General features: G+C 65.8%; 15 protein-coding genes, 1 tRNA gene and 1 pseudogene. 6 read left to right on the forward strand and 11 right to left on the reverse strand.

Features of this window, described 5'->3' with window-relative positions:
• Together RKP46_RS12105 and queA are read right to left on the reverse strand one after the other, a co-directional pair.
• Positions 1-3,788 (reverse strand): SNF2-related protein (locus RKP46_RS12105; protein ID WP_311106874.1); only part of this gene is annotated, 3,788 nt, incomplete at its 3' end.
• Positions 3,789-3,830: 42 nt separating this feature from the next.
• A complete protein-coding gene (gene queA / locus RKP46_RS12110; RefSeq protein ID WP_311106875.1) occupies positions 3,831-4,862 on the reverse strand; it encodes a tRNA preQ1(34) S-adenosylmethionine ribosyltransferase-isomerase QueA in 1,032 nt (343 codons plus the stop codon).
• Positions 4,863-5,007: 145 nt separating this feature from the next.
• Here queA and RKP46_RS12115 point away from each other — a divergent pair.
• A tRNA-Leu gene (locus RKP46_RS12115) sits at positions 5,008-5,094 on the forward strand.
• Positions 5,095-5,403: 309 nt separating this feature from the next.
• Here the strand turns inward: RKP46_RS12115 and cobA are convergent.
• Complete coding sequence (gene cobA, locus RKP46_RS12120; RefSeq protein WP_311106876.1) at positions 5,404-6,171, reverse strand: uroporphyrinogen-III C-methyltransferase; 768 nt, start codon at positions 6,169-6,171, stop codon at positions 5,404-5,406.
• A 267-nt stretch (positions 6,172-6,438) separates the two neighbouring features.
• Between cobA and RKP46_RS12125 the strand changes: the two genes are divergently transcribed.
• Positions 6,439-8,127: a cytochrome D1 domain-containing protein gene (locus RKP46_RS12125; RefSeq protein WP_311106877.1), complete on the forward strand. Its 1,689-nt coding sequence runs from the start codon at positions 6,439-6,441 to the stop codon at positions 8,125-8,127.
• Positions 8,128-8,252: 125 nt separating this feature from the next.
• Positions 8,253-8,582 (forward strand): c-type cytochrome, encoded by a 330-nt coding sequence (locus RKP46_RS12130; RefSeq protein WP_311106878.1) that lies wholly within the window; start codon positions 8,253-8,255, stop codon positions 8,580-8,582.
• Between the two features lie 52 nt (positions 8,583-8,634).
• Here RKP46_RS12130 and pyk read toward each other — a convergent pair whose 3' ends face one another.
• Positions 8,635-10,047, reverse strand: coding sequence for a pyruvate kinase (gene pyk, locus RKP46_RS12135; RefSeq protein ID WP_311106879.1), 1,413 nt, complete (start codon positions 10,045-10,047; stop codon positions 8,635-8,637).
• Positions 10,048-10,455: 408 nt separating this feature from the next.
• On the opposite strand from pyk, the gene tagH reads away from it, so the two are divergent.
• Positions 10,456-12,132 (forward strand): type VI secretion system-associated FHA domain protein TagH, encoded by a 1,677-nt coding sequence (tagH, locus tag RKP46_RS12140; protein WP_311106880.1) that lies wholly within the window; start codon positions 10,456-10,458, stop codon positions 12,130-12,132.
• A gap of 44 nt (positions 12,133-12,176) precedes the next feature.
• Positions 12,177-12,947, forward strand: a complete 771-nt coding sequence (locus RKP46_RS12145; protein ID WP_311106881.1) for a protein phosphatase 2C domain-containing protein — start codon at positions 12,177-12,179, stop codon at positions 12,945-12,947.
• A 100-nt stretch (positions 12,948-13,047) separates the two neighbouring features.
• On the opposite strand, the gene RKP46_RS12150 is transcribed toward RKP46_RS12145, so the two are convergent.
• The 7 genes from RKP46_RS12150 to RKP46_RS12180 form a co-directional block, all read right to left on the reverse strand.
• The gene (locus RKP46_RS12150; protein ID WP_311106882.1) at positions 13,048-15,084 is read right to left on the reverse strand and encodes a serine/threonine-protein kinase; all 2,037 of its coding nucleotides are present in this window, start codon (positions 15,082-15,084) and stop codon (positions 13,048-13,050) included.
• A gap of 4 nt (positions 15,085-15,088) precedes the next feature.
• Entirely contained in the window at positions 15,089-15,817 is a 729-nt protein-coding gene (gene tagF, locus RKP46_RS12155; RefSeq protein ID WP_311106883.1) for a type VI secretion system-associated protein TagF, read from the reverse strand.
• Between the two features lie 17 nt (positions 15,818-15,834).
• Entirely contained in the window at positions 15,835-19,404 is a 3,570-nt protein-coding gene (tssM, locus tag RKP46_RS12160; RefSeq protein ID WP_311106884.1) for a type VI secretion system membrane subunit TssM, read from the reverse strand.
• Between the two features lie 26 nt (positions 19,405-19,430).
• Positions 19,431-20,756, reverse strand: a complete 1,326-nt coding sequence (locus RKP46_RS12165; protein WP_311106885.1) for a DotU family type VI secretion system protein — start codon at positions 20,754-20,756, stop codon at positions 19,431-19,433.
• A gap of 38 nt (positions 20,757-20,794) precedes the next feature.
• Positions 20,795-22,132 (reverse strand): type VI secretion system baseplate subunit TssK, encoded by a 1,338-nt coding sequence (gene tssK / locus RKP46_RS12170; protein ID WP_311106886.1) that lies wholly within the window; start codon positions 22,130-22,132, stop codon positions 20,795-20,797.
• Between the two features lie 54 nt (positions 22,133-22,186).
• Positions 22,187-22,696, reverse strand: coding sequence for a type VI secretion system lipoprotein TssJ (gene tssJ / locus RKP46_RS12175; RefSeq protein WP_311106887.1), 510 nt, complete (start codon positions 22,694-22,696; stop codon positions 22,187-22,189).
• A gap of 114 nt (positions 22,697-22,810) precedes the next feature.
• A complete protein-coding gene (locus tag RKP46_RS12180) occupies positions 22,811-23,338 on the reverse strand; it encodes an energy transducer TonB (RefSeq protein ID WP_311106888.1) in 528 nt (175 codons plus the stop codon).
• Between the two features lie 209 nt (positions 23,339-23,547).
• Between RKP46_RS12180 and RKP46_RS12185 the strand changes: the two are divergent.
• Positions 23,548-23,853: pseudogene (locus RKP46_RS12185) on the forward strand (hypothetical protein); the annotation flags it as partial.

Raw genomic sequence — 23,853 nt, forward strand, 5'->3', positions numbered from 1 at the left:
TCGACGAACTGGCTGAAGACCAGGGCCTTGTGACCATTGGCGATCAGTTCGGCGGCGAGTTCGCCGAAAGCCTGTACCTTGGCGCCGGCAGTCGCTACCTCGGGACTGACCAGGCGCGGGTCGCAGGCAGCGCGGCGCAGGCGGGTGAGCTGCGCCAGGATGTTGAAGCGCCGTTGCGTCTCCGGGGCGCTATCGGGCGTCTGCTCGATTTCCTGCGTCGCCAGTCGGCGCAGCGCCTCGTAGTGGCTGGCTTCAGCCGCTTCCGGGGTGACGGCAATGATCAGTTCGGTGCGCGCCGGCAATTCCTGCAGCACCTCGGCTTTCGTTCGGCGGAGGACGAAAGGCCCGACCAGTCGTTTGAGAACGTGTTGCGCCTCGCGGTCACGGTTGCGCTCGATCGGCCCGGCAAAGCGCTGGTTGAAGCGATTGATGTTACCGAGCAGGCCAGGGTTGGCGAAGCGCATGATCGACCAGAGGTCAGCCAGCCGATTCTCCACCGGCGTTCCGGTCAGCGCCAGGCGAAAACCAGCCGCCAAGTCGAAGACGGCCTGCGAACGCTTGGCAGCGGCGTTCTTGATCGCTTGCGCTTCGTCGCAGATCAGCGTATGCCAGGTGCGCTCGGCAAAGCGCTCCTGGGCGAGCAGCAACAGGGTGTAGGAGACGATCACGACATCCTGTGCTGCCGCTTGCTGGAGCACCTGCTCGCGCTCGGCTTCGCCCGCTTCGCCGTAGATGCGGGCATTCAGACTGGGCGCAAACCGCGCGATCTCCGCTTGCCAGTTGCCGCATACCGAGGTTGGCGCAACGACCAGCGCGGGGCCGTCGGCAGCGCGCTCGATGAGCACGGCAAGCGCCTGCAGCGTCTTGCCGAGGCCCATGTCGTCCGCCAGACAGGCGCCCATGCCGGCGCTTGCCAGGCGCATCGCCCATTGGTAGCCGTCTTCCTGGTAGGGGCGCAGCGTCGCCTGCAAGAGACGCGGAACTTGTGGCTGACTGGCTTGCGCCTGGCGCAGCCGTTCGAGCGCCTGGTGGAATTCAGCGCTTGCTTCCGTCTGACTGCCGTCGAGCACCTCGTCGAGCCAGGCGGCGGCGATCACCGGGACCTTGCCGCCCTCCTTGTCGCTTTCGAGTACTGCCGCGAGGTCGCTCAGTTTCTGTTTGAGCGAGCGGGTCAGTGCCGCATAGACTCCGTCACCGATGGGGACGAAGCGGCTTTTCTGCTGCGCAGCCTCGAGCAGCGCGGTAAGCTGGATGACCAGTCCCTCGTCAAGTGTCGCCTGCCCGTCGAGGCGAAACCAGTCGCGCTCGCGGCTGACGCGTACGCCGAGGCCTTGCGCGTCGACGGTCACGACGCGCACGCTTTTGCCCTTCGGCCAGTCGATGGCTGCCACAGCCGGCAAGGTGGGCAGCGTTTCGACCGCGCTCAGCGCCAGTTCAGCGTCTTCGATGACCCAGCCTTCGCTGGCATCGCCGTCTTCAAGAAAGGGCAGCGCGTCGATGACAGCGTCCAGATTCCGCTGCTCGGCGGCGAAATCGCGTTCAGTCCCGACCGTCTCGCCGTCGAGCACCGCCATCAGCCGTCGGCGTCCGGCGCCCGGCGCCATGCGCGGCCCGGCGCTGCCCAGCGGCACGACGACGAGGCGCAAGCCGAGATGTTCGCCGAGCGGCGAGAGCTCCGCGTGCAGCCGCGAGTCGCTGTCAACCCGGCGAGCCGCCTGCTCGGCGTCGGCGTGGACCTGGAAATGTCCGGCCAAAGCCCGCAGCGCCTTGTCGAGTTCGCTTTGCGCGGCTGGCTCGTTGACCGGCACGGCGAAGCGGCCGGAAATGAGTTGTGCCGCCTGCTGTTGCGCCTCGGTAAAGCGGACCAGGCGCAAGCGCTGTGCGCCATCGCGGACGAGTGTGATCAGGCGCAGCGCTTCCTGCTCGCGCCTTTCCTCAGGCGTCAACGGGTAGCCGTAGAAGACCTCATCGCTACCCGGACGCAAGGGTGGCTCGATGCGCATGACGTAGTGGTCGCTCTGGCGCAGCAGCTCAAGTTCGGGCACGCCCTCGGTGAGTTCGACGAGTTGCTGTGGAGATTCCGCCAGCGCCAGGTAGGGATGGCCGACGAGCGCTACGATGGCGGCGGCGAGGTCGAGGTGGTAGCGTCCGCTATAACCGCGTAGCGGACGAATGGCCTGGGCGACGCGCGCATCGCGCGGCGCCAGCGATGGCGCATCGCCGGCGAGCCTGGCCAGACTGATGTCGCGTCCCTTGCTCCAGCCGCGAACGCCGCTTTTCTGTTCCTGCGGTCTGATTGCGGTAAGACGGCCGCTCGGGTCGACCTCGATCAACCACCACAGGCGCGTCCCTTCGCGACCCGTTTCGGTGGGCTCCGTTGCGTCGGCGGCCAGTGCTTGCAGGCTGGTGAGAACCTGTCGCCATTGCTGGCGCGGTGCAGCGATAAAGTAGTTTTCCGGTGGATCGCGGCCATCGAGGACGGCTTCTGCACCGTCGAGCATGTGCAGCAGCGTCTGCAGATGGCAGGCAGTCAGGCGTTGCCGCAGACTGTCGAAAGTCGCCCGCCAGCTTCTGGTCGGTTCTTGTTCGCCGCCTTGCGCCAGCTTGTCGCTACCCAGCCAGGCAGCGGCGAGCACGGCCCAGAGGTCGTCGACCCTCGCCGGGCGCGGTGGGGTGTGGCCTGGCGCGAAGGAACTGCGGCGGGCCGGGCAAGCGCCGAGACGGACGTCGATCGCTTGCAGCCAACGGGTCCAGCTCGTGCTGTATGGCCCACGTTGCGGGTAGCTTTCGCCGCGACAGAACTTGCGCGCGAGCTGCAGATGCTTCGGCGTCGCCTGCGCGAGCAGGGCGATGACATAGAACCAGGAGTAGGTTTCCGGCAGGAGACGCCGGGTTCCGCCAACGTCGCTGCGGCGTAGCTTGAAAGCGGCTTCAAAGGCCGCCTGGCCGGCCGCCCATTGGCCATCCGCGACAAGCTGCGCGGCGCGCACGCCCGCCGCAAGACCGCCGTCGATGCCGGCGAGGGCCAGATCGAACAGACTGCGCTCGCCGCGCAGCAGGGCGAGGTCGGCGAGCAGCAGGCGCAGCTCGACCGGCAGCGGCTCAGCCTGACGCAACACCTGGTCGAACGCCCATTCGACCACCGGCGCGAACTCGGTCGACCAGAAGAGGCTGGTGCTGGCCACCGCGTTGGCCGTCAGGTGCGCGCGCCAGGTCGGGTCGATGCGGCTGAAGCTCAGGCCATCGAAGCCTTCATAGATCGCCGCCTGAACTATCGCGCTCCAGTCGGACAAACGTGTGACTGCATTACGCAGTTCGATCATCTCATTGTGCGACGCGCCGGTCATGAACTTCGCCCGAATGTACGCGATGGTCGTCGATCCTGCCCCGGTTGGCCAGAGCTGGCCTTGCCCGGGCAGCCATTCCGGCAGCCTGTTGTGCTCGGTGATCAGGCGCGGCAGTATGTCGCCCGGATTGGTCTCCAGCAAGTCGCGGTAGAGTGGGATGCGTAGCGCGTCGACCAGGCGAAAGGCGGCGATCCGGCTCGGATCGACGACCAGCAGTTCGCGACGACGTAGTTCGGCGATGGCCTCACGCGCAGCGGCGTGGTCGAACACCCGTCCGTCGACCGTGCGCAGGTCGAGGTCGCGCAACATCGCCAACAGCTCGGTCTGCGAGTAATACGTCCACAACAGCGCGCTGATCAGCGCGACTCGGCGTGCATCGGGCACCAGATCGTACTTGTTCAGGCGGTTCAGGACATTGGTGTTCAGGCGCAGTTGCGTCATGGCAGGCAGGGTCGAGCGGATCGGATGGGCGTGGTGGTGGACTCAGGCGCGGCTGAGCAGCATGGCGTCGCCGTAGCTGAAGAAACGATAGTTGCGGCTGACCGCATGGCGATAAGCCCGGCGAATCGTCGCCGTTCCGGCAAAGGCCGAAACGAGCATGAGCAGCGTGGAGCGTGGCAGGTGGAAGTTGGTGATCAGCCGGTCGACGACCCGGAAGGTATAGCCGGGCGTGATGAACAGCGCGGTCTCACCCGTCCCCGCCTGCAGCGCGCCGCTCTGTCCGGCCGCTTCGAGCGCGCGCAGGCTGGTCGTGCCGACGGCAATCACCTTGCTGCCGCGCGCGCGCGCGCCGGCGACGGCGGCGACCGTCGCCGGTGGTATCGAGTAGCGCTCGGCGTGCATCCGGTGTTCGCTCAGATTGTGTACGCGGACCGGCTGAAAGGTCCCGGCGCCGACATGCAGGGTCAGCCACGTCAGTTCGACGCCCATGCTCCGCAGCTCGTCGAGCAGGACTTCGTCGAAATGCAGACCGGCGGTGGGCGCGGCGACTGCACCCGGGTGCCGGGCAAATACCGTCTGGTAACGCTTCTCGTCTTCCGCGTCGGCGGTGTGCCTTATGTAGGGCGGCAGCGGCAGGTGGCCATGGCGTTCAAGCAGACTCCACACGTCGCCGGGGCCGCAAAGCTCAAGCGCAAAGAACTCGTCGTCATCGCCGCTTCGCCCAAGCACGCTGAAGGTGATTGCGTCCTCGAGGAGAATGCGGCTGCCGGGTTTCGGCGAGTGGCTGGCGCGGATTTGGGCGGTTGCGCGGCGCGCATCGACGACGCGCTCGATGAGGACTTCGATCCGGCCGCCGCTTTCCTTGCGACCGTACAGGCGCGCGCGGATCACCCGCGTGTCGTTGAAGACGAGCACATCGCCGGGGTCGACCAGCCTGGGCAGATCGGCGAAGAGGTAGTCGCCGAGTCCCGCGTCGCCGACCGCCAGCAAGCGGCTGGTCGAGCGCGCGGCGGCTGGCTGCTGCGCGATCAGCTCGGCGGGGAGGTCAAAGTCAAAGTCGTCGATGGTCAGCATATGCGGCGCGGACAGTCAGATGGGGTATTCGGGAGCGTCTGGTGAGCACCAGCAGGTAAAGCGAGCTACTGTTCCTCACGCTTGTCGACAGCACTGCAATCGGCGATAATCGGAGCCTCTTCCAGCCCGCAGCTTGCGGGCGAAAGCCGAGATGGCGGAATCGGTAGACGCAGCGGACTCAAAATCCGCCGATGGGAACATCGTGGGGGTTCGATTCCCCCTCTCGGCACCAACAGGAACACGACGGCACTGGCGGTTGACCGGCGGTCACGGGCCACCAGTGCGCTCGATGGTCAAGCCATCCAGAACAGTTCCGGTGTCCCGCGCAGGGCGCGCATTGTAGCATGCCCGCCGCAGGGACCAGGGGCTGGCAGTCTGGCGCACAGCGCTTTGCTGCGCCCGCCGCTGAGATTGTGTTGATCTTGCGGCTTCGGCGCAGCACGGCCGGAGGTCGGATGCTCGCGGCAGATGATCCGGTGTCGGGGGGGATGGCGAAGCCTGCGCCTCGTCGCGTTGCGCCTCGGCGAAACCGTCGTCCCGTCTAGCCCGGGTGAAACCAGGCGAGTTTCGCCTGCAGGCGGACGACCGTGCCGACAATGATCAGTGCCGGCGCCGTGATCCCGGCGATTTCAACCCGCTCTGGCAACGTCGCCAGGTCAGCGGTGACGACGCGCTGGCGCGGCGTCGTACCGCTGTAGACAACGGCCGCCGGATGGTCTCGCGGCAGACCGTGTGCGATCAGTTGTCGACAAATCTCGGCCAGTCCTCCGACGCCCATGTAGAAGACGACCGTCTGCCGCGGACGGGCGAGCGATGGCCAATCGAGGTTGACCGTCCCGTCCTTCAGATGTCCGGTGGCAAAAGCGACCGATTGCGCGTGCTCGCGGTGGGTCAGGGGGATGCCGGCGTAGGCGGCACAGCCAGCCGCCGCGGTGACGCCGGGGACGACCTCGAAGCGAATGCCCGAGTCGACCAGTGTCTCGATCTCTTCGCCGCCGCGTCCGAAGATGAAGGGGTCACCGCCCTTCAGGCGGACCACCTGTTTGCCGGCGCGCGCCAGGCGAACGAGCAACTGGTTCAGTTCCTCCTGTGGCAAGCTGTGGTTCGAGCTTTCCTTGCCGACGTAGATTCGTTCGGCGTCAGGCCGTGCCAGCTCGAGGACGCCGTCGGCGATCAGATGATCGTAGACGATGGCGTCAGCCTGGCCAATCAAACGCGCTGCCCGCAGCGTGAGCAATTCAAGATCGCCCGGGCCGCTGCCTACGAGATGGACGATTCCGCTGGGCGCCGCTGGTGGCGTGTCGTTCATTGCCTGTTTTCCGTCCTGGAGTCGATCAGGTTGCAAGCATAAGCGCCTCTCGCCGGTGATTTCAACCCGAATCGAAATATAGCCATGTGGATGACGTGGATGGATGTGCCTTTTTCGCAAGTCATCAGCATTCTTGATCCAGGTCAATGGCTTGTTTGATCCAAGTCAAGGAACGACCCATTCCCGGCATGCCATCCTTCAGGGGTTCTCGGGCAGACCCGACCGTAGGCGGCTGCTGAGCAATTTCATTAGGAGAGGGAAAAAAGCATGCGGAAAGGAATGGGTAAGGTATTGATGCTGGCTGCGCTGCCGTTTGCCGTCAACATGGCGTTTGCCGCGCCGGCGGAGAAAACCGCAGCACCTGCACCGGCGGCTGCAGCGCCGGCGGCGGCCGCAACGCCAACGCTTTCGGCGGAAGAGAAGGCCGCTGCCGGCAAGACCTACTTCGAGCGCTGCGCCGGTTGCCACGGCATGCTGCGCAAGGGCGCGACGGGCAAGAACCTCGAACCGGCGAATACGTCCAAGCTGGGCAGCGCGCGTCTCGAAAAGATCATGTCCTACGGTACCGAGGGCGGTATGCCGAACTTCGACGATATCCTGTCGAAGAAGGAAATTGCCAACATGGCGACGTATATTCAGATGCCGGCCGAAGCGCCGCCCGAGTGGGGCATGAAGGATCTGAAGGCGAGCTGGAAGCTGCACGTGCCGGTCGACCAGCGCCCGACGAAGAAGATGAACAACATCAACCTGAACAACGTCTTCTCGGTGACCCTGCGTGACTCCGGCGAGGTGGCGCTGATCGATGGCGATACGAAACAGATCTGGGGTATCGTCAAGACCGGCTATGCAGTTCATATTTCGCGCCTGTCGGCCTCCGGGCGTTACGTACACGTCATTGGGCGTGACGGTCGTTACGACCTGATCGATATGTGGTACGAAAAGCCGACCATCGTCGCGACGATGAAGGCCGGCTACGAGGCACGTTCGATCGACACCTCGAAGTACAAGGGTTACGAGGACAAGTACGCCGTCGTGGGTTCATACTGGCCGCCGCAGTACGCGATTCTCAACGGCGAAACGCTCGAACCGCTGAAGCTGATTTCGACGCGCGGCGTCACGGTCGATGGCGAGTACCATCCTGAACCGCGTGTGGCTTCGATCGTGTCGTCGATCATCAAGCCGGAGTGGGTGATCAACATCAAGGAGACCGGCATGATCAAGCTGGTCGACTATTCGGACATCGCCAATCTGAAGGAAGTGACGGTCAACTCGGCCAAGTTCCTGCACGATGGTGGCTGGGATGCTTCGAAGCGCTACTTCCTGGTCGCCGCCAACGCCTCGAACAAGGTTGCCGTCGTCGACACCAAGGAAGGCAAGCTCGCGGCGCTGGTCGATACAGCCAAGATCCCGCACCCAGGTCGTGGCGCAAACTTTGTCCATCCGAAGTTCGGCCCGGTCTGGGCAACGTCACACCTGGGTGCCGACGTGATCAGCATCATCGGCACCGATCCTGGGCGCAATCCCCAGCACGCCTGGAAGGTCGTTCAGGAAGTCAAGAATCATGGGGCGAACTCGCTGTTCGTCAAGACGCATCCGAAGTCGAAGAACCTGTGGGCGGACGCTCCGCTCAACCCGGACCCGAAGATGGCCGGCTCAGTCACCGTGTATAACATCGATGAACTGGGCAGCGCCGATCCCAAGCCGCAGGTGATCGATCTGGCAGCGGCGGCCAATCTGGGCAAGACGAAAGGCATTCAGCGCGTCGTACACGGCGAATACAGCGAAAAGGGTGACGAGATCTGGTTCTCGGTGTGGACTGGCAACAAGACCGAGCCGTCAGCGATTGTCGTCGTCGATGACAAGACACGCACGGTGAAGGCGGTGATCAAGGATCCACGCCTGGTCACCCCGACCGGCAAGTTCAACGTCTACAATACACAGCACGACATTTATTGATCGATCGGCACCCGGGTCGCAGCTTGGCGGGGGGCGGTGGCCCCCCGCTTCGTGTCTGCCGCTTGTCGAGCGATCGGCGACGCATGGCGGGCGCTCCAGGCGCGCAACGGCGAAAGGAGAAGGTGTTGAGAGCGCACATTTGGCTGTCGCTACTGGTCTTGCTGTCGCGCGCGGCGCTCGCCGCGCCGCCCCCTGCAGTAGACCCGGCGATGCTTGACCTGGCCGATCGCAGCCGCTGCCTGACCTGCCACGACATCGACGAGACCGTGCGCGGTCCGGCTTGGCGCGATGTGGCCAAGCGCTACCGGGGAAAACCGGAGGTTGAGGAGGCTTTGGTCAACAAGGTGCACGAGGGCGGCGGTGGCGCTTGGGGGAACGACTACATGTCGGCCAACAAGCGCGTCGGGCTCGACAATATCAGGGTGCTGGTGCGCTGGATACTTTCGCTGCCCTGAGCGGCGAGCCGTCTGCCGCAAGCGTCGGCCGGAGCGGCCGGCGGGTGTGCGCTCAGACGCGAATGATGCGTACGCTGTCGGTGCTGCCGGCCCGCGGGCCAGCCGATCCGAAAACGACCGCGACCAGTTCGCCCTCGCGAACGATCCCTGCCGCGCGGGCAGCGGCGATCGAGATGCGCAGCGGATCCGATTCGAGGGCTTCGCTGACGACCAGCGGCCGTACGCCCCAGACCAGGCTGAGGCCGCCGAGGACCTGGTTGCCCATCGAGATGCCGGCGATCGGCATCTTCGGCCGGAAGGCGGCAACCCGGCGAGCGGTTTGCCCACTGCGCGTCGGACACAGAATGGCCGCGACACCCAGGTACTCGGCCGCTTGCACGGCGGCGTGGGCGACCGCCCAGGCGACGCGATCGGCGTCGGCGACGGTGATCTCGCCCGGGTCGACACGGTCGTGCGCCCAGGATTCGGCCGATTCGGCAACCTCGCTCATCATGCTCACCGTTTGCGTCGGGAAGAGGCCGACCGCCGTTTCCTCGGAGAGCATCAGTGCATCGGTACCATCGAGGACGGCGTTCGCCACATCATTGACTTCGGCGCGTGTGGGCAGTGGCGAGCGGGTCATCGACTCGAGCATCTGGGTAGCCGTGATGACAGGTTTTCCGGCGCGATTGCACATCCGGATGATTTCCTTCTGGAGCAAGGGCACACGCCGCGCCGGCATCTGCAGTCCGAGGTCACCACGCGCAACCATCACCGCGTCAGAGGCATTGATGATGCCAGGCAGGTTGTCGACCGCTGCCGCGGTTTCAATCTTGGGCACCAGTGCGGGGCGCGGTCCGCGTTTGGGGAGCAGGGCGCGCACGCGTTCGACATCCTCCGCCCGCCGGACGAAGGAAAGTCCGAGGAAGTCGGCCTTGGCTGTAATCGCCATTTCCAGGGCGAGCGCGTCACGCTCGGTGAACGGCTCGACGTAGGCCTCGGCACGCGCCAGGTTCATTCCCTTGCGTGAACGCAGCGTTCCGCCACGCACGACTTCAGTGCGCACGTCGTTGCCGACCGACTGCAGGACGCGCAGGACGATTGCTCCGTCAGCGATGTGCACGTCGTCGCCCGGCTGAACCCAACTGGCCAGGTCGGGCAGGGTGGTGCCGACATGCTGCGCGTCGCCGCGCCCGTCGTCGCTGCCGCTGAGGACGAACTCCTGACCGGTGGCCAGCTCGGCGGCATCGCCGGCAACCAGACCGGTGCGAATCTTCGGCCCGGGCAGATCGACCAGCACGCCGACGCTGCGCCCAAGCGCCGCCGACAGCTCGCGCACCAGGCGGACGTTGTTGGCGTGCGTCGCCATGTCTGAATGCGCTGCGTTGAGGCGGACGACGTCGACGCCGGCGGTCAGCAGATCCTGCAGCACCGCGCGCGCCGAGGTGGCGGGGCCAATCGTGGCGACAATTTTCGTGCGGCGCATACGCTACTCCTCGCTCCCTTGGGCGTCGCCTCCCGGATCCAGCCTGTTCGCGGCGAGGCTCGGCGGAATCAGGCAACGGGTTTTTCGGCAAGGGCGGGAGTATAGGCAGCGCAAAGCACCGCCGTCAATCGGACACCTCGGCGACCGCCGGCAGAGCAGACGCCGCGCACCCGGGCGGGTCGAACGGCGCAGTCCTGGCCGCGCGGGCGTCTCGTTCGCCTGACGCAGGCGCAACGCTCGCGCTGTGCTGAGCGTATCCATGCCTCGCGCCCAGCGACCAGCGGCAGCGCTCGCCCGGGTGCGCCTCGGGCGAAGCACGAGAGTAGGCGACTCGATCCCCGGATGCTGGTAATATGAATAAAGTTCGTCAAGTAGCCACGATTCCGCACCGCCGCAAGAGAGCTAGCCATGCGCATTTCCGTCACTCGATTCATGGGCGAACCGCTCGCTCAGGCGATCGGTTTCGATTTTGCTGCACGCGGTGGTTCGATTGGCCGCGATCCGGCAAGCGAGATCGTGCTGCCTGATCCGGACAAGCACGTTTCGCGCCTGCAGGCGCGCGTCGAGCGGCGCGGCGAGCACTTCTTCCTGATCGACGAGGGCACCAATCCCTCGCAGGTCAACGGTCGGCCTTTGGGCAAGGGAGCAGCGGTTCAACTCGCCGAGGGTGACGAGATCTCGATCGCCGGCTACCTCCTGCGCGTCGAATTCTCCCGTCCGCCGCCCGTTTTCGGCGGTCCGCCAGGCGCGCCGCCTGCGGTCGATCAGCCGGTCGCCGGTGTCGGTGGCTCGATCGATTCGGGTCGACCGGCTGGCGGTCTGTTCGATGAGTTGGCGGCCGGCGACGCGGCGGCTGGGCATCGGCCATCGCCGGCCGGTGACGATCCCTTTGCCGTTTTTTCAGTTCCCACGCACGACGCGGGGAGGAATACGCCGTCGCCCGCTCCCCGTGGGGAACCACCCTCCGGTTCGGAACAGCTGCGCCACGACCCGCTTGGTCTCGGTTACGGCGCGGAAGAGTCGGTCGACGTGCTGTTCGGGTTGGGGGGCGGTCAGCGCGATCCGTTGGCGGAGAGTTCTCTCGGTGACGGCGTGCCGCAACAGGGTGGAGGCGGTTCGCTTCCGCTTGACCCCATGGCTTACTTCGGTGGAGCGCCTGCGGTCAAGGCGCCTGCGCCAGAACGCGACAACGCGCCGGTGCTCAACCAGGCACTTGAGTTGCCGCCGCTGCAGACGCCGACGCCGCCTGCGGAAAGGCGAGCCGCTGCACCTGTCGGACCGGGAGAGCGGGCCGCTCGCGCGGGCGGTGCGGGGGTCGCCGTTTGCTCGTGGGAAGACGGGCCTGTCGTCGACCGTCAAGCACGGTCATCGGTCGATCGCCGGCCGGAGGAAGGCAGTCTGCCGGGCTTAGCTGCACCGCACGCGAAGGCTGGTCCGGTGCCGGCAGCGGCGTTGGACCCGGAGACGGCGACTGCTGCCAGCGGCACGCCGGCCGAGTTGCTGGCGGCGTTTGAGCGCGGGCTCGGTGTGCCGGTGAATCTGCCGGCGCTGACGCCGGCGCTGATGGAGCGGATCGGCCGGCTGCTGGGTGAGGCAACGCAGGGGACGGTCGACCTGTTGAAGGCACGCCGGGAGACCAAGCGCGAGGTGCGTGCGCAGGTGACGATGGTTGCCCCGCAAGGCAACAATCCGCTCAAGTTTTCGCCCGATGCGGGCTTTGCCCTGGCCCAGTTGCTGCGTCCCCGGATGCCGGGCTTCATGCAGGCTGACGAAGCGATGCGCGACGCTTTCGACGACTTGCGGGCACACCAGTTTGGCTTCATGGCCGGCATGCGTGCGGCGCTGTCGGGCGTGTTGAACCGTTTCGAGCCGGCGGCACTCGAGCGGCGGGTCGCCGACCGGCGTCTGCTCGACAGTCTGGTGCCTGCCAGCCGCAAGGCGAAGCTGTGGGATCTCTTCGCGCAGATGTATGGCGATATATCGCGCGAGGCGAGCGACGATTTCGATGCGCTGTTCAATCGCGAGTTCGTCAAGGCTTACGAGGAGCAGGTAGCGCGTCTGCAGGCGAAGGACGATGCGCACTAAGCCGATGACCCGGTGGGCGGTGCAACAGACGGGGTGAGAGACCGATGCTTGAGGTGCAGACCTATTTTCTGTCCGAGGTGGGCGGACGGAGCCGTAACGAGGATGCTTGCGGGTATTGGACGTCGTCGGGTGGCTGCTGCTGGGTCGTCTCGGACGGCGCCGGCGGACATGGCAGCGGCGATATCGCTGCGCGCCTGGTCGTCAGTACGGTCCTGAACCTTTTTGCACCGCGGCCGAGCGCTGAACCGGACGATGCGGTGGCGCTGCTGGAAGCGGCGAACGATGCCGTCGTCAACGAGAAGGGCAGCGGCAGCACGACCGACGACATGCACGCCACGGCGGTCATCCTGCTGATCGACCGGCCTGGCGGAACAGCGGTGTGGGGGCACGTCGGCGATACGCGGATCTACCTCTTTCGCCATGGCCAGGTGGTCTATCAGACGCGCGATCACACCGTCGTGCAGAACCTGATCGATGCGGGTTATGGCAGCGTGGACATGATCCGGACTCATCCCCAACGCAGCCTGCTCACCTCGGCGATCGGTTCGAACGAAGCGCTCGCGTTGTCGGTGGTGCGTGAAGCCACACCGCTGACTTCGGGTGATTTCTTCCTGTTATGCACCGATGGCTGGTGGGAGCATATCCAGGAATCCGAAATGGAAGAGCTTCTCGCCGAAGCTTCCTGCGCCGCCGAGTGGCTGGGACTGATGCGCCGGCTGATACGCCAGCGCGCACCGAGTGACAACGACAATTACACGGCGCTCTGCGTTACGGTATCCGACCAGGTGCCGGATGAAACGACGGTGATTCTGTAGCCCGGCGAGCGCATGGCAGAGCGCGGCGACGCGGCGCCAGAGGCTGCGGCGGCCTGGCCGGGCGAGCTTCAGTGGAGAGCGAAAGGGCGCAGACTCCCGCCTATTTCGCTTTCAGCATTTCCTCGAGTTGCTTGTTCAGATCCGGCGACGGTGTCCCCTCCGTGCCGCCGGCGGCCTTGGCCTTCGCGCTCGTGGCGGGCTCGCTGCTCGCCGCTGCGACGGGGTGCCGACTACCGGCAGTGACCTCTTCGACGGTCAAGCGCACGGCCGCATAGTCCGACGGGCAGCTCGGTTCCTTGGCGCACTCGGCTACTCCGAGCAGCGCAGTTGGCCCGGCGTCGGCGTGGTTCAGGCGCTCCTCGACGCGCTGGGCCGGCGAGCTGGCGACGCCGTCCCTGATTTCGTCTTGCAGCAGCGCGAAGCGGCGCGGTGCGGCGGAGACGATGGCCAGCAGTTGCCAATTGCCTGGGGGTTGGTCTGCCTGATACGCCCAGGTCGCTCTCGGAAAAAGGATCGGTTTGCCGGCATCGACTCGATTGTCCGGGTCAAGCGCATTCGGGAACAGCAGGCTTACCCGGGCGGTCGCGGTATCGTGCAACAAGAGATAGAGATAACCGCCACGCTGGCTGCGCAGCGTGAAGGCGAGCGCGTCCTGGTCGATGGTCAGTGGGGTGTGCACCTCGCTTGCGCTGAGCGCGAAGCTGCTGTCGGAGCCCGTGGCAATCGTCGCCAGCGCCTGTTCGAGGGTGACCGGTGGCCGGCTGGGCATCGCGGCTGGCACCGGGGGATCAACGACGTTGTCCGCGCGCTGGGGTGGCGCCGGCGGGGCAGGCACAACGCGCTCCGGCGGTGGTTTCGGCGGTGTGCTCAGAGTCTGGACAAGGACTCCAGCGAGCAGACTGGCGCCGAGTGCGGCGCCGACGTAATGCGCTTTCCCCAAGCGCGCTCGCCGAGCTGCTGCCGGCTGCGCCGGTGATGGTGGTAGCGGCGCTTCGCTCGAGTGCGCGGCTGGCGGCGGTGTGGCCGGCGATGCGGACGCAATCGTCGGTTCCAGGACGGCGGCGACCGAGGGCTGCGTGTCGGCAGATTCCCTGTCATTCTGCGCCTGCTCGTTGCCGGCTGCGATGATCTGGGTTTCGGCCGGAATCTCGATCCAGGTCGTTCCCGGGTCGGGGCTGTAACCCAGCAGTTCACGCAGCTCGCCGATCGCTTGCGGGCGGTCTTCAGCCCGTACGGCCAGGCATTGGTCGATCACCCGCAGGAGTCGGTCGGAGTACTTGCCTGCGGCGACGACGGTCAGCGGCTCGTAGGAATCCTGCATCATGCGGTTGACCGATGGCGGCGGCGTGCGACTCAGGATCATGAAATAGACGACGGCGGCCAGCGCGTAGATGTCTGTCCACGGACCCTGCTTGATCCCGGGCATGTCGGCGTATTGCTCGATCGGAGCAAAACCCGGTTTGAGGATGACGGTCAGCGCCTGTGCCTTGTCACTGATCACCCGTCGCGCGGCGCCGAAGTCGAGCAGGACTGGCCTTTCGTCGCGCAGGATCATGATATTGTCGGGCGCCACATCCCGGTGAAAGCAGTTCTCGCCGTGCATCAGTTCGAGCGCTTCCATGATCGGCATCAGGAGTTTGCGTATCCACTGCTCGTCCGGCGGGCTGCTCCGTTCCTTGAGCACGTCGCGCAAGGTCTTGCCCGCGTAGAAGGGCATGGCCATATACGCGGTGCCGTTCGCCTCCCAGAACCGATAGACCTTGAGCAGCGCCTGATGGTCGAACTGCGCGAGCAACTGAGCCTCATTGACGAAGCTGCGCCGGCCGACCTCGAAGGTGTCCTGGTGTCGTTCTGCGCGCACGACGACCGACGCATCATCGCCGCGCTCGGCGAGCGACGACGGCATGTATTCCTTGATTGCGACGCGCCTGTGGAGTGAGTGATCCTCGGCGAGGTACACGATGCCGAAACCGCCTTCCCCGACCAGATCGACGATTTCGAACTCGGAGAGACGGGTGCCGATCGGCAGTGCATTATGCGAGATACTCCTGGTCTTGCCGATGGTGGATCTCGTTTTCGGCAGCGGCTTGCCAACGCTGCCGAGCGCTATCGTCTTGTCGTCGTCGGAACCGGGCACGTCATCAACCTCGGATATTTGCAGCAATGCTGCCGGCAGGAGAATAAGTCAGCATCTTCGTCATAAACGACGCTGCCGGCAAGTGCTGGTGTAAAAATCCGCCACTTTGTCCGTCGCTTCCGTGGCACCACCAGAGCGAATGGCCGGTCAGCGCGATTTCCAGGCAGCAGTCGGCGACAGCGACCAGGCTGGCTGACGGGAAGGACTCACTGTCGGCCGCCGGCAACTCGATCAGCCGCTCATCGCGCGCCAGCATTTCGCTCAGACGGCGAATCCGTCTGGGCCACCTCACGCTGTCCGGCGGCGCGGCGAGCGCCGCGAGCGCGTCCTCGAAAGCCTCGATTCCATCGACCAGGCGCAGGGCGAGACGTGCGCATTCCTCCAGACCGCGGAGCCACTCGGCAAGTCCGCCAAACGAGGTGCTGAGCTGCGGCGGCGAGTGCAAGGCGCGGGCCAGGGTGAGCGGGAAGTAGCGGCCCACGCGGTCTACCGACGGCATCCAGACGCCCGTCCAGGTGTGTGCACCGAGAACGCCGGGGAGGAGGACGAAATGCCAGACGTGTGCGGTGAGATAACTGTCGAGCCAGTCGTTGCCGAGTTCGCCGCGGCTGTGGCCGAGACCTTCCTGGAGCCAGGCATCCCAGGCGGCGATGAAATCGGCCGGCAGACGGCGATGGGCAAAATCGCCCAGTACCGGGAGCTTGCCGTACCAGCCAGGAGCGCCGCCAGTCATCGAACCGGCCTTGCCGCCTAGAGACCGCTCGGGCACCGGAACTCGGCGAGTTCGCGCAGGCGGAAGGGGTTCTGGACGCTGTTCGCGCTCACTTCGAAGCTGGCCTGGCGGCCGTCGACGTCGAACGTGACTTTGAACTTGACCGGGTCGCCGAGCCCTTCGATGCGCGCCCGGTCGAACAGGCGGTAGATCGCCCAGGGGCCACTTTCGTCGTGTCCGGAAACGCCGGTCGGCCCGGGTGGAGCAATCTGCACGCGCGCCGAGAGCCCCCCCTTGCTGCCCGGCCACTGCACCGACTGAGGAACCTGCGGGCCATGCGCGTACTTGACCAGTTGACCGTCGACATCGAGCGTGAATTGGCTGATCGTCGGGTCCATTTCGAGCGGTCGGATGATGAGCTGCATTGGACCGCTCTTGCTGAAGAAGACGTCCCGGATCGTCGCCGCACGCTGGAACTGGGCGAGGTTGCCCGAGCCGCCGAGCGACTGTTCCTGCACCTTCTTGAACGTCCACTGACGGGTCGAGGTATCGACGTACTGGGCAAGGTTCTTCTGGAAGAAGTCGTCCATCAGGCCGCCGGGACCGAGCAGCCGGGCAAAGTCGTCACGCGTCACATCGCGCTTGCTGCTGCGCGCAAAAGGATAGCGGCCATCGATGGCCAGGTTGCAGAATTGGGCAACCTGAGCGCCGACCGCCGAGTTCAGGCTGTCGCGGGTGGCAACGACGATCTGGTTCGAGCCGACGTTCGACAATTGCTGCAACATCGAGCGGATGGGCTCGGGGTGCTGCGCGCTGTCCCTTTTTGCGCTGCCCGCAGCGCCCCCTGGCGGCGGCGCTACTTTGCTCTTGATCGCCTGGTCCGTCGCCAGGAGCTGGGCATGCACATCTTTCAGCGACTGCATGACGGCATCCATTCCGGCCGGCGCGTCGCCGCCGCCGGCCAGCCGGCGGACTTCGGCGAAGCGTTCATCGACGATGCTTTCCAGACGCAGCGGTGGCCCACCCAGGAGCGCCGGTGCGGTCTGTCCGGCGGCGCCGAAAACCTTGCGCAACTCCTGCTTGGCGCTGTCCAGCTTTTCTTCGGCCTTGTCGGCCAGCGACTTTTCGGTTGCCGGCGGGGTCAGCGTCGTCTGCCGCGCGATGGCCTTGAACAGTCTGGGTAGCGGCGAGTCGGGGCCGGACAGGATGCCCGCCGTCTCGATGCTCTGGCTCAGGCTGCCCGAGCGGACGATCGTCAGATCGGCCAGCAGGGCTTCCCAGGCTTTCACGTAATCCGCCAGGTAAAGCCGCCGCACATCGTTGGCGACGCTGCCCACCTCGCGCGCTGCGCCACTGCCCGGGCTCGCACCGAGGACCCAGGGATCTTCTTCGGCGAGTTTCCTGGTCGCTGCTGCGACCTGCCGGTTGAAGCCCTGGTGATAGCCATCGTAGGTGTAGAGGCCGGGAATTCCACGGGTCAGCGGGGCGCCGCTCTTGCGTGCGAAGACCAGCGTCGAACTTGGTCCGCCGGCGTCCGGTATCGTGAAGTCGGGAAAGGCATCGCCTACACCTTGCCGTTTCAGGCGGCTGTAGATGCGGTTCGCCAGCGGGTAGCGCAAAAGCATTTCACGCGTGCGGCTGACCAGCGCTGCGTCCTGGACGACTGGCGAAGCGACCGGACCGTCGGCAAACAGACGGTTGAGGTGCGTGCTCAGGGCAACCCGCTGATCGGCAGTCACTTCGCGTGGCAGGTTACGCTCCCAGTCGAGCGTGATCCATGCCTTGAGCGCCTCGCTGTCGAAGTGGCGGGCATCGTGCAGCATGAGGTAGGCCTTCAGCGTTTCGTAGGCATATTCGAGGTTGCTCCCGTCCAGGCTGCGGAGCTGGTTTTCGACGCGGTTCACCAGGCGGGGAAAAAGGACTTCGCGCAGCAGTCCGCGATACGCCTGTCCCGCGGCCGAGTCGATCTTGTCGCCCTGGAAGAGGCCGAAACCCATGCTCAGCGGCGCCTCACCGCGTTGTCGTGTGGCGCTTGCCGAGACTCCCTGAACGCTCTCCAGCACGCTCAGCACGCCGAGCACATCGCTTTGCGCCGTCCCCGCCGACTGCGCGACGAGCGGTTTGGCGGCTTCGGTGGCCGTGTCCACTTCGTCCAGGTAACGGCTGTTCGTCAGATAGCTGAGCGTCCAGCCGAGGAGCAGGCCGAGCGTCAGCAGTGCGAGGACAATCAGCCCGCCCGTATGGATCAGGCCGCGTCGGCGCTCCCATTTCAGATTGGTGCCGCCGACTCGCTGCTCGGCGAAAACGACCTCGCGCAGCAGGCGGCTCAGGAAGAAACTCTTGCCGCTGCCTGCCGGCGGCGGCAGGACGCGCTGCTCAAGTCCGAAAGCGCCGCCGAGGCTGGCCAGCACGCGATCGATCGGGTTTCCCTGTTGCGTCCCGCTGGTGAAATAGACGCCGCGGACCAGCAGCGGATGGTCGAAGCCCGAGGGCGCAAGGACTTTCCCGAGAAAGCCTTCGAGCAGTCGGCTGGCGGCAGCGAATTGCTGGTCGAAAGCGGCAATCAAGCCTCTGCGGCCGAGATCGGCCTCCTCCTGCAGGCGCGTCAGCAATTGTCCGTCGAGCCGCTCGAGCAAGGCGGCGAGACTGCCTGGCAAAGCTTGCAGCGCCTGCTCGGCCGATTGCTCGAGTGGGAAAGTGACTCCCCAGACCTGCGCACGGCCTTCCTTGCCGAGGTTGGCGAAGAATTCGTCGAAACCGGCGATCCGGTCGCTCTTGGTAAGCACGACATACACCGGGATGCGCACGCCGAGTTGCGTGTAGAGTTCCTGGACGCGGTTGCGCAGGGCGTCGGCATGGCGCGTTGCTTCTGCCTCCGACTGCGCCAGCAGGTCGCCGAGGCTGATCGTCAACAGCACGCCATTGAGCGGCTGGCGCGGGCGGTGCTTGCGCAGCAGCGCGAGAAATCCCTGCCAAGCTTCGCGATCGACCGGCTGATCCGAGTCCTGCGTGGTATAGCGCCCGGCGGTATCGATCAGCACGGCTTCGTCGGTGAACCACCAGTCGCAGTTGCGCGTTCCGCCGATCCCCTTCAGCTCGTGGCTGCCGAACTTCTCGGCGAGCGGAAAACGCAGGCCCGAGTTGACCAGCGCCGTCGTCTTGCCTGAGCCCGGCGCGCCGATGAAGACGTACCAGGGCAACTGGTACAAGTAGCGCCTGGTCCCCAGCGCGGCCAGCCGGCCCAGGCCGCGGGTGTCTGGTCCCGCCTGGTTCTGACGGAGAACCTTGAGCGCCTCCTCGAAACGCTGGCGCAGCGTCGCCAGCTCGGCCGGCTCGACGACTGCTTGCTCGGTGCGCGTGCCGACGATGCCGTCGAGCAAACGCGCGTTGTTGGCGCGCGCACGCCAAAGGCGGATCAACCAGCGCAGGACAAGGGCAAGGACGAGCAGGCCGATCAATAGCCAGCGTACGTTCGGCGAAGCGAGCGGTTCGTAGCCGGCAATCGCGATCAGCGGACCGACAAACCAGATCACCATTGCCAGCGCGAGTATGCCGAGCACGCTCAGGACGAGCGGATGGAGCAAGGCAGCGAAGAACTTCTTCATCATTCGACCCCTGTCGGTTGAGCCGCGTCTCAGAGGGTGCGCGTCGCGGCAAAAACGATGATCTCGACCCGCCGGTTTTGCGCCCGGCCTTCCTGCGTCTCATTGCTCATCAGCGGTTCACTCGCCGCCCGGCCTTCGGTCCTGATGCGCGGGCGTTCGCCGAGACGCGGCGCGAGCGTTGCCGCAACAGCCTCGGCGCGCGCTTGTGACAGGTGCCAGTTGGACGGAAAGCGCGCCGAACGGATTGGCTGGTTGTCGGTATGGCCGAGAACGAGGACGCTGCCATCGACTCGGGCTACGGCCTCGCCGATGCGCTCGAGCAACTGTACGAAGCTTGCCGAGAGTGTTGCGCTGCCCGCCTCGAACAGGCCATCGCCCTGTGCGGTTACGATGCTGCGGTCGGCCAGGTCGCGTACGGCGACCTTGCCGGCCTGAATCTCGGGCGCAAGGAAATGCGCCAGGCGTGGCGCCGCCTTGACTGCCGGCGCAGGCGCTGGCGCGGGTGCCGGCGCGGCGGGCACCGAGGGAACCGCCTTGAGCGCGAGAATCGAGGCAAAAGTCGGGTCGGACCGGCGATTGAGTGCGAACGAGGCGAGCATGTAGACCAGCGCCAGGATGAGCATGGCAAGCGCAGCAATCGTCCACAAGGGCATCGCCTGGCGCAGCGTCCGGCTGCTGCCGGCAGTACTCTGCCAGTTCGGCGAGAGTTCTCGCGCGACTTCGCCGCGTTGCTCGGCGAGCATCTGGGCCAGGCGCTCGCGCACCGCGGCCAGTTGCGCGCGGCCGTTGTCCTGGACGCGATAACGTCCGGCGAAACCGAGCGACAGGATGAGGTAGAACAGCTCGAGCAGATCGCGGTGCCTGGCCGGCTGTTCGGCCAGCCGGCCGAGCAGATGAAAAAACTTCTCACCGCCCCACGCCTCGTTGTGGAACTGTACGAGCAGGCTGCGTTGCGCCCACACCTTCTCGCCCCAGGGCGTGTTCGCCGCGGTTTCGTCGAGGAAGGTACACAGCGCATAGCGGGCAGCGATTACCTGCTCATGCTGTACGCCACGCTCCTTGGCCTTGCTGTCGAACAAGCTGATTGCCCGGGCGAGCGCTTCGCGCAGGCCCTGCGGGTCGGGATGGTGGGCCTGGCGCAATTGCGGCGCCAGGTTGAGCAGGGGATTGGCCGCAGCGACCAGTGGATTCAGTCCGTTTGTCCAGTCGAGCGCCGACAGCTCCACCCGCTCGAAGCGCTGAGCGCTGCCGGCCGATCGTTCGCCGGCGGCGGCGCGTGCCGAGCGTGCACCGGGTGACGGAACAAACAGCGTACGGTCAGAAGGGGGCTGCAGAAAGGGATCGTCGTGCGTCATCGGGCCGGTCTCCAGTCGTCAGGGGGCAGCTTTTCTGTTCAGGTGCGAATTGCCCAGAGCGCGAGTTCGAGGGCGGGAAAATTTCCAGTCACGTAGATGCCCAGGCCGCCGGAATTATCGAGTTGCTTCCAGAGGTCGGCGGTAGTATCGAGCTCGAAATAGCTGAAGCCGGCGTGGTAGGGGATCTGTCGCGGTACGACCGCAAGCGGTTGCAGGGCGATGCCGGGCAACTGAAGTTTGACCAGGTCGCGCATCTTCTCCAGCGGTCCGAGCTTGCTCTGCGCGGGAAAATGCGTGCGCAAGGTCTCGCCCGCCATCTGGGCCTTGACCGCCAGAACGAACCCCGCCTGACGGAGCAGGCTGCGATCAGTGATCAGGCCGACATAACGCCCCTGTTTGTGGTCCTGAAGCTCGATCTGCATCGCGCTTTCCTCGATCACGGTCGCCAGGAAGCGCCGGATCTCGCGCATCAGCGGGGAAAAGCACAGCTCCAGCGCATCATGGTCGTAGGCTCGAAGCGCTTCGGGTCGCCGTTCGCTGTGCCCCAGCGTGGCCAGTTCGCCGGCGAGTTCGAGCAGGCGGACGAACAGCCTTTCGGGATGAAGTTGCGACAGTTCGGCGAAATGATCGAAGACCGGCTGGTGCCTATTCAGTGTCAACAGGTAGATGAAGTGAGCGATTTCCGCCACGCCGCCGGCGCCCGGCTGAGCAACGCGCTGGGCGAGCGCGTCAGCACGTTGCCTGAGCAGGCCCTGGACTTCGCGCAGCAGACTGAGCAGCACCGACGATGTGCGGCAGGCCAGAACCGGCGGAATGTAACCGCGGTCGAGCAACAGCCGGTTGTCGGGCCGCCGCTCGGTGATCCTGGCGACACCGATGCGCACGAAGGCGTCACCGACCTGTTTGTCGAGCGCCAGGCGCAGCCGCGGGAGGCCCACTTTGATCGGCTGCATCGTTCCCTCGCGACTTGTCGAATCGACCAGTTCCTGATCGGCCTGCGAGAAGCGCGCAAGCTGTGCGCTGCCGTCGTCGTCCTGCGCGTCTTCGGTGCTCTGCGGCCGACGCAGCGGCAAGGCGAGATAGACGATCGCATCGCGTGCATCGGCAGGAAAATCGAGCGCCGGCGGTGCCGGGTGAACCCCCGGGAAATCAAAGGGCGTTCCGTCTGGCAGAACGCCGCGCGCGGCAACCAGCGCCACCTTGCCGGTGCTCAAGGCGCCCTCATCCAGCTCGAGCTCGCTGAACCCCCAGAAAAAACTGCCCAGCGCGCGCGCGCGCGCCTCGACCAGCCACTCGGCGTGGCGATTCTGTTGCTGCATGTGCTGCGGACGCAGGAAAAGTCCTTCCGACCAAATAACTTTACTGTACCAGGACATGGCGGCTTCCGATCAGGCAAAGAGTTGTTCAGCGAAAGCAGTGCAGCGGGCCGATCAGGGCGCCCAGAGAAACTTCGAACTGATCTGGACCCCGTACCTTCCGACGAGAATCGAGTAACTGCTCGTCTTGTTCAGCGGAAACGCTGCGTTGGCGCGCCAGCGCAGCTTGTTGAAGTCGCGGTAGGCAACGAAAGTGGCGAGGAACTTGCCTTCCGGCGGCGGCCGCAACTCGGTCCTGTGCGTATCGCCGGGTTTCAGCGTCAGCTCTTCACGCAGGAGTTTGCTCGTGCCGAGCGCGGCTTCGTCGCGCTCGAAGAGGGTGAAGAAATCGGCCGCCTCGAAAGGCGCCAGACTCTGCAGCACGTAATAGCGTACGACGACCGGCGACGGCCGGCCACGTGCATCGGAATTGACTTGCGAGTCGCCAACGAGCTCCAGGCGAACGACTGTCGGATCAGGTTTCGGCTCCGGCTTGGGCGGTGGCGGTGGCGGCGTCGCGCAGCCGGCGCCGCCGAGAGCGACGGCCAAGGACAGCGCGACAACCAGAATTCCCCTTAAATTCATTGTAGCCCGCGCATTTCAGTAATGGTCTGGCGGAATCGGATTATTGATGAGATCGGCCGGCGACGCAACCGGGAAAGCCAGGCAATGTCGCTGCCCGGCATCTCGCGCGCAGCACTATTCCAGCCGGAAGACGACCGGCAGCAACAGTTCCCGGTTTTCACTCCAGTTCAGGCGACCCAATGCGCGGCCCGCCCGCACGGCAGCCTGATCGAGGATGGCGTGACCACTGGAGGCTGCGATGCTGACTTCGGTAATGCGACCGTTCGCGTCGAGCCTCAGGAGCAGGCGGGTCTCGCCTTCCAGGCCGCGGGCAATGGCCTCGGGCGGGTAGAACACGTGCTGCGCCAGCTTGCGCTGCGCATTTTCGACGCTGTGCTTGTCGGCTCTGCGCTCGATCGTCCTCGGTGATCGGGCGGGCGCGGCGAGCGTTCGACCTTCTTCGCCAGGCAGGGTGTTTTTCAGCAGCCGCTCGTCTGGCGCCGGGCGCCGCGGCGCCGGTGGTGGTGGCTGCGGCGGCTGGCGCAACGATGCGTGCAGCCAGGTGCGTGGCGCGTCCGTGTCGTGCTGCGCGATATCCGGCAGCAGCAGGCCGAGGTGCAGCGCCAGCGAGGCGGCGAGACAGTAGAGCAGGCGGGAGGACATGGCGACGGGATTGTGAACGAAAAGGGCAGGGCAAGGGAGGACCATGAGCGACGAGTGAGCGAGCCGGCGCCCATCGGTCCGGCCTCGCCGTGCGCCGGGCGCGCGCCGCCGCACCTGCCAGTGCGGGCGTGGAAGCGCGGCGCCAAACGCGCTATCCTGCGCCTGGCCGGCCCGTTTCGCGCCGGCGCACGCGACCCATGGAGACTTGTATGCTCAGCCCCGCGACGACGCTCGACGACGCCTACCAGACGCTTTCCCCCCGGCCTTTGCTCGCCGCCGATGAGCTGGCGGCCTTCTATTGCTCGCAGATCGACGATTTGCGTGGCGGGCGCGTCGTCGACCGCCTGGCGCTCGGTCTGGGCCGGGCGCATGCCGGCGCCCCGTACAAGGCGCTGCTGATGGGGCACGCCGGCGTCGGCAAATCGACCGAACTTGCGCGGCTGGCGGCGCGCGTGGCGGGACAGTTTCGCGTCGTGCGCCTGAGCGCCGGCGAGCATCTCGACCCGATCAGCTTC

This window comes from Accumulibacter sp., assembly GCF_031732815.1.
GTDB lineage: Bacteria > Pseudomonadota > Gammaproteobacteria > Burkholderiales > Rhodocyclaceae > Accumulibacter.

Coding starts and splice junctions, on each gene's coding strand:
- RKP46_RS12145 (WP_311106881.1), top strand. CDS start 12,177: ATGCTTGAGGTGCAGACCTATTTTCTGTCCGAGGTGGGCGGACGGAGC.
- tssM (WP_311106884.1), bottom strand. CDS start 19,404: ATGATGAAGAAGTTCTTCGCTGCCTTGCTCCATCCGCTCGTCCTGAGC.
- RKP46_RS12180 (WP_311106888.1), bottom strand. CDS start 23,338: ATGTCCTCCCGCCTGCTCTACTGTCTCGCCGCCTCGCTGGCGCTGCAC.
- tssJ (WP_311106887.1), bottom strand. CDS start 22,696: ATGAATTTAAGGGGAATTCTGGTTGTCGCGCTGTCCTTGGCCGTCGCT.
- tagF (WP_311106883.1), bottom strand. CDS start 15,817: ATGACTGGCGGCGCTCCTGGCTGGTACGGCAAGCTCCCGGTACTGGGC.
- RKP46_RS12165 (WP_311106885.1), bottom strand. CDS start 20,756: ATGACGCACGACGATCCCTTTCTGCAGCCCCCTTCTGACCGTACGCTG.
- tagH (WP_311106880.1), top strand. CDS start 10,456: ATGCGCATTTCCGTCACTCGATTCATGGGCGAACCGCTCGCTCAGGCG.
- cobA (WP_311106876.1), bottom strand. CDS start 6,171: ATGAACGACACGCCACCAGCGGCGCCCAGCGGAATCGTCCATCTCGTA.
- queA (WP_311106875.1), bottom strand. CDS start 4,862: ATGCTGACCATCGACGACTTTGACTTTGACCTCCCCGCCGAGCTGATC.
- pyk (WP_311106879.1), bottom strand. CDS start 10,047: ATGCGCCGCACGAAAATTGTCGCCACGATTGGCCCCGCCACCTCGGCG.
- RKP46_RS12125 (WP_311106877.1), top strand. CDS start 6,439: ATGCGGAAAGGAATGGGTAAGGTATTGATGCTGGCTGCGCTGCCGTTT.
- tssK (WP_311106886.1), bottom strand. CDS start 22,132: ATGTCCTGGTACAGTAAAGTTATTTGGTCGGAAGGACTTTTCCTGCGT.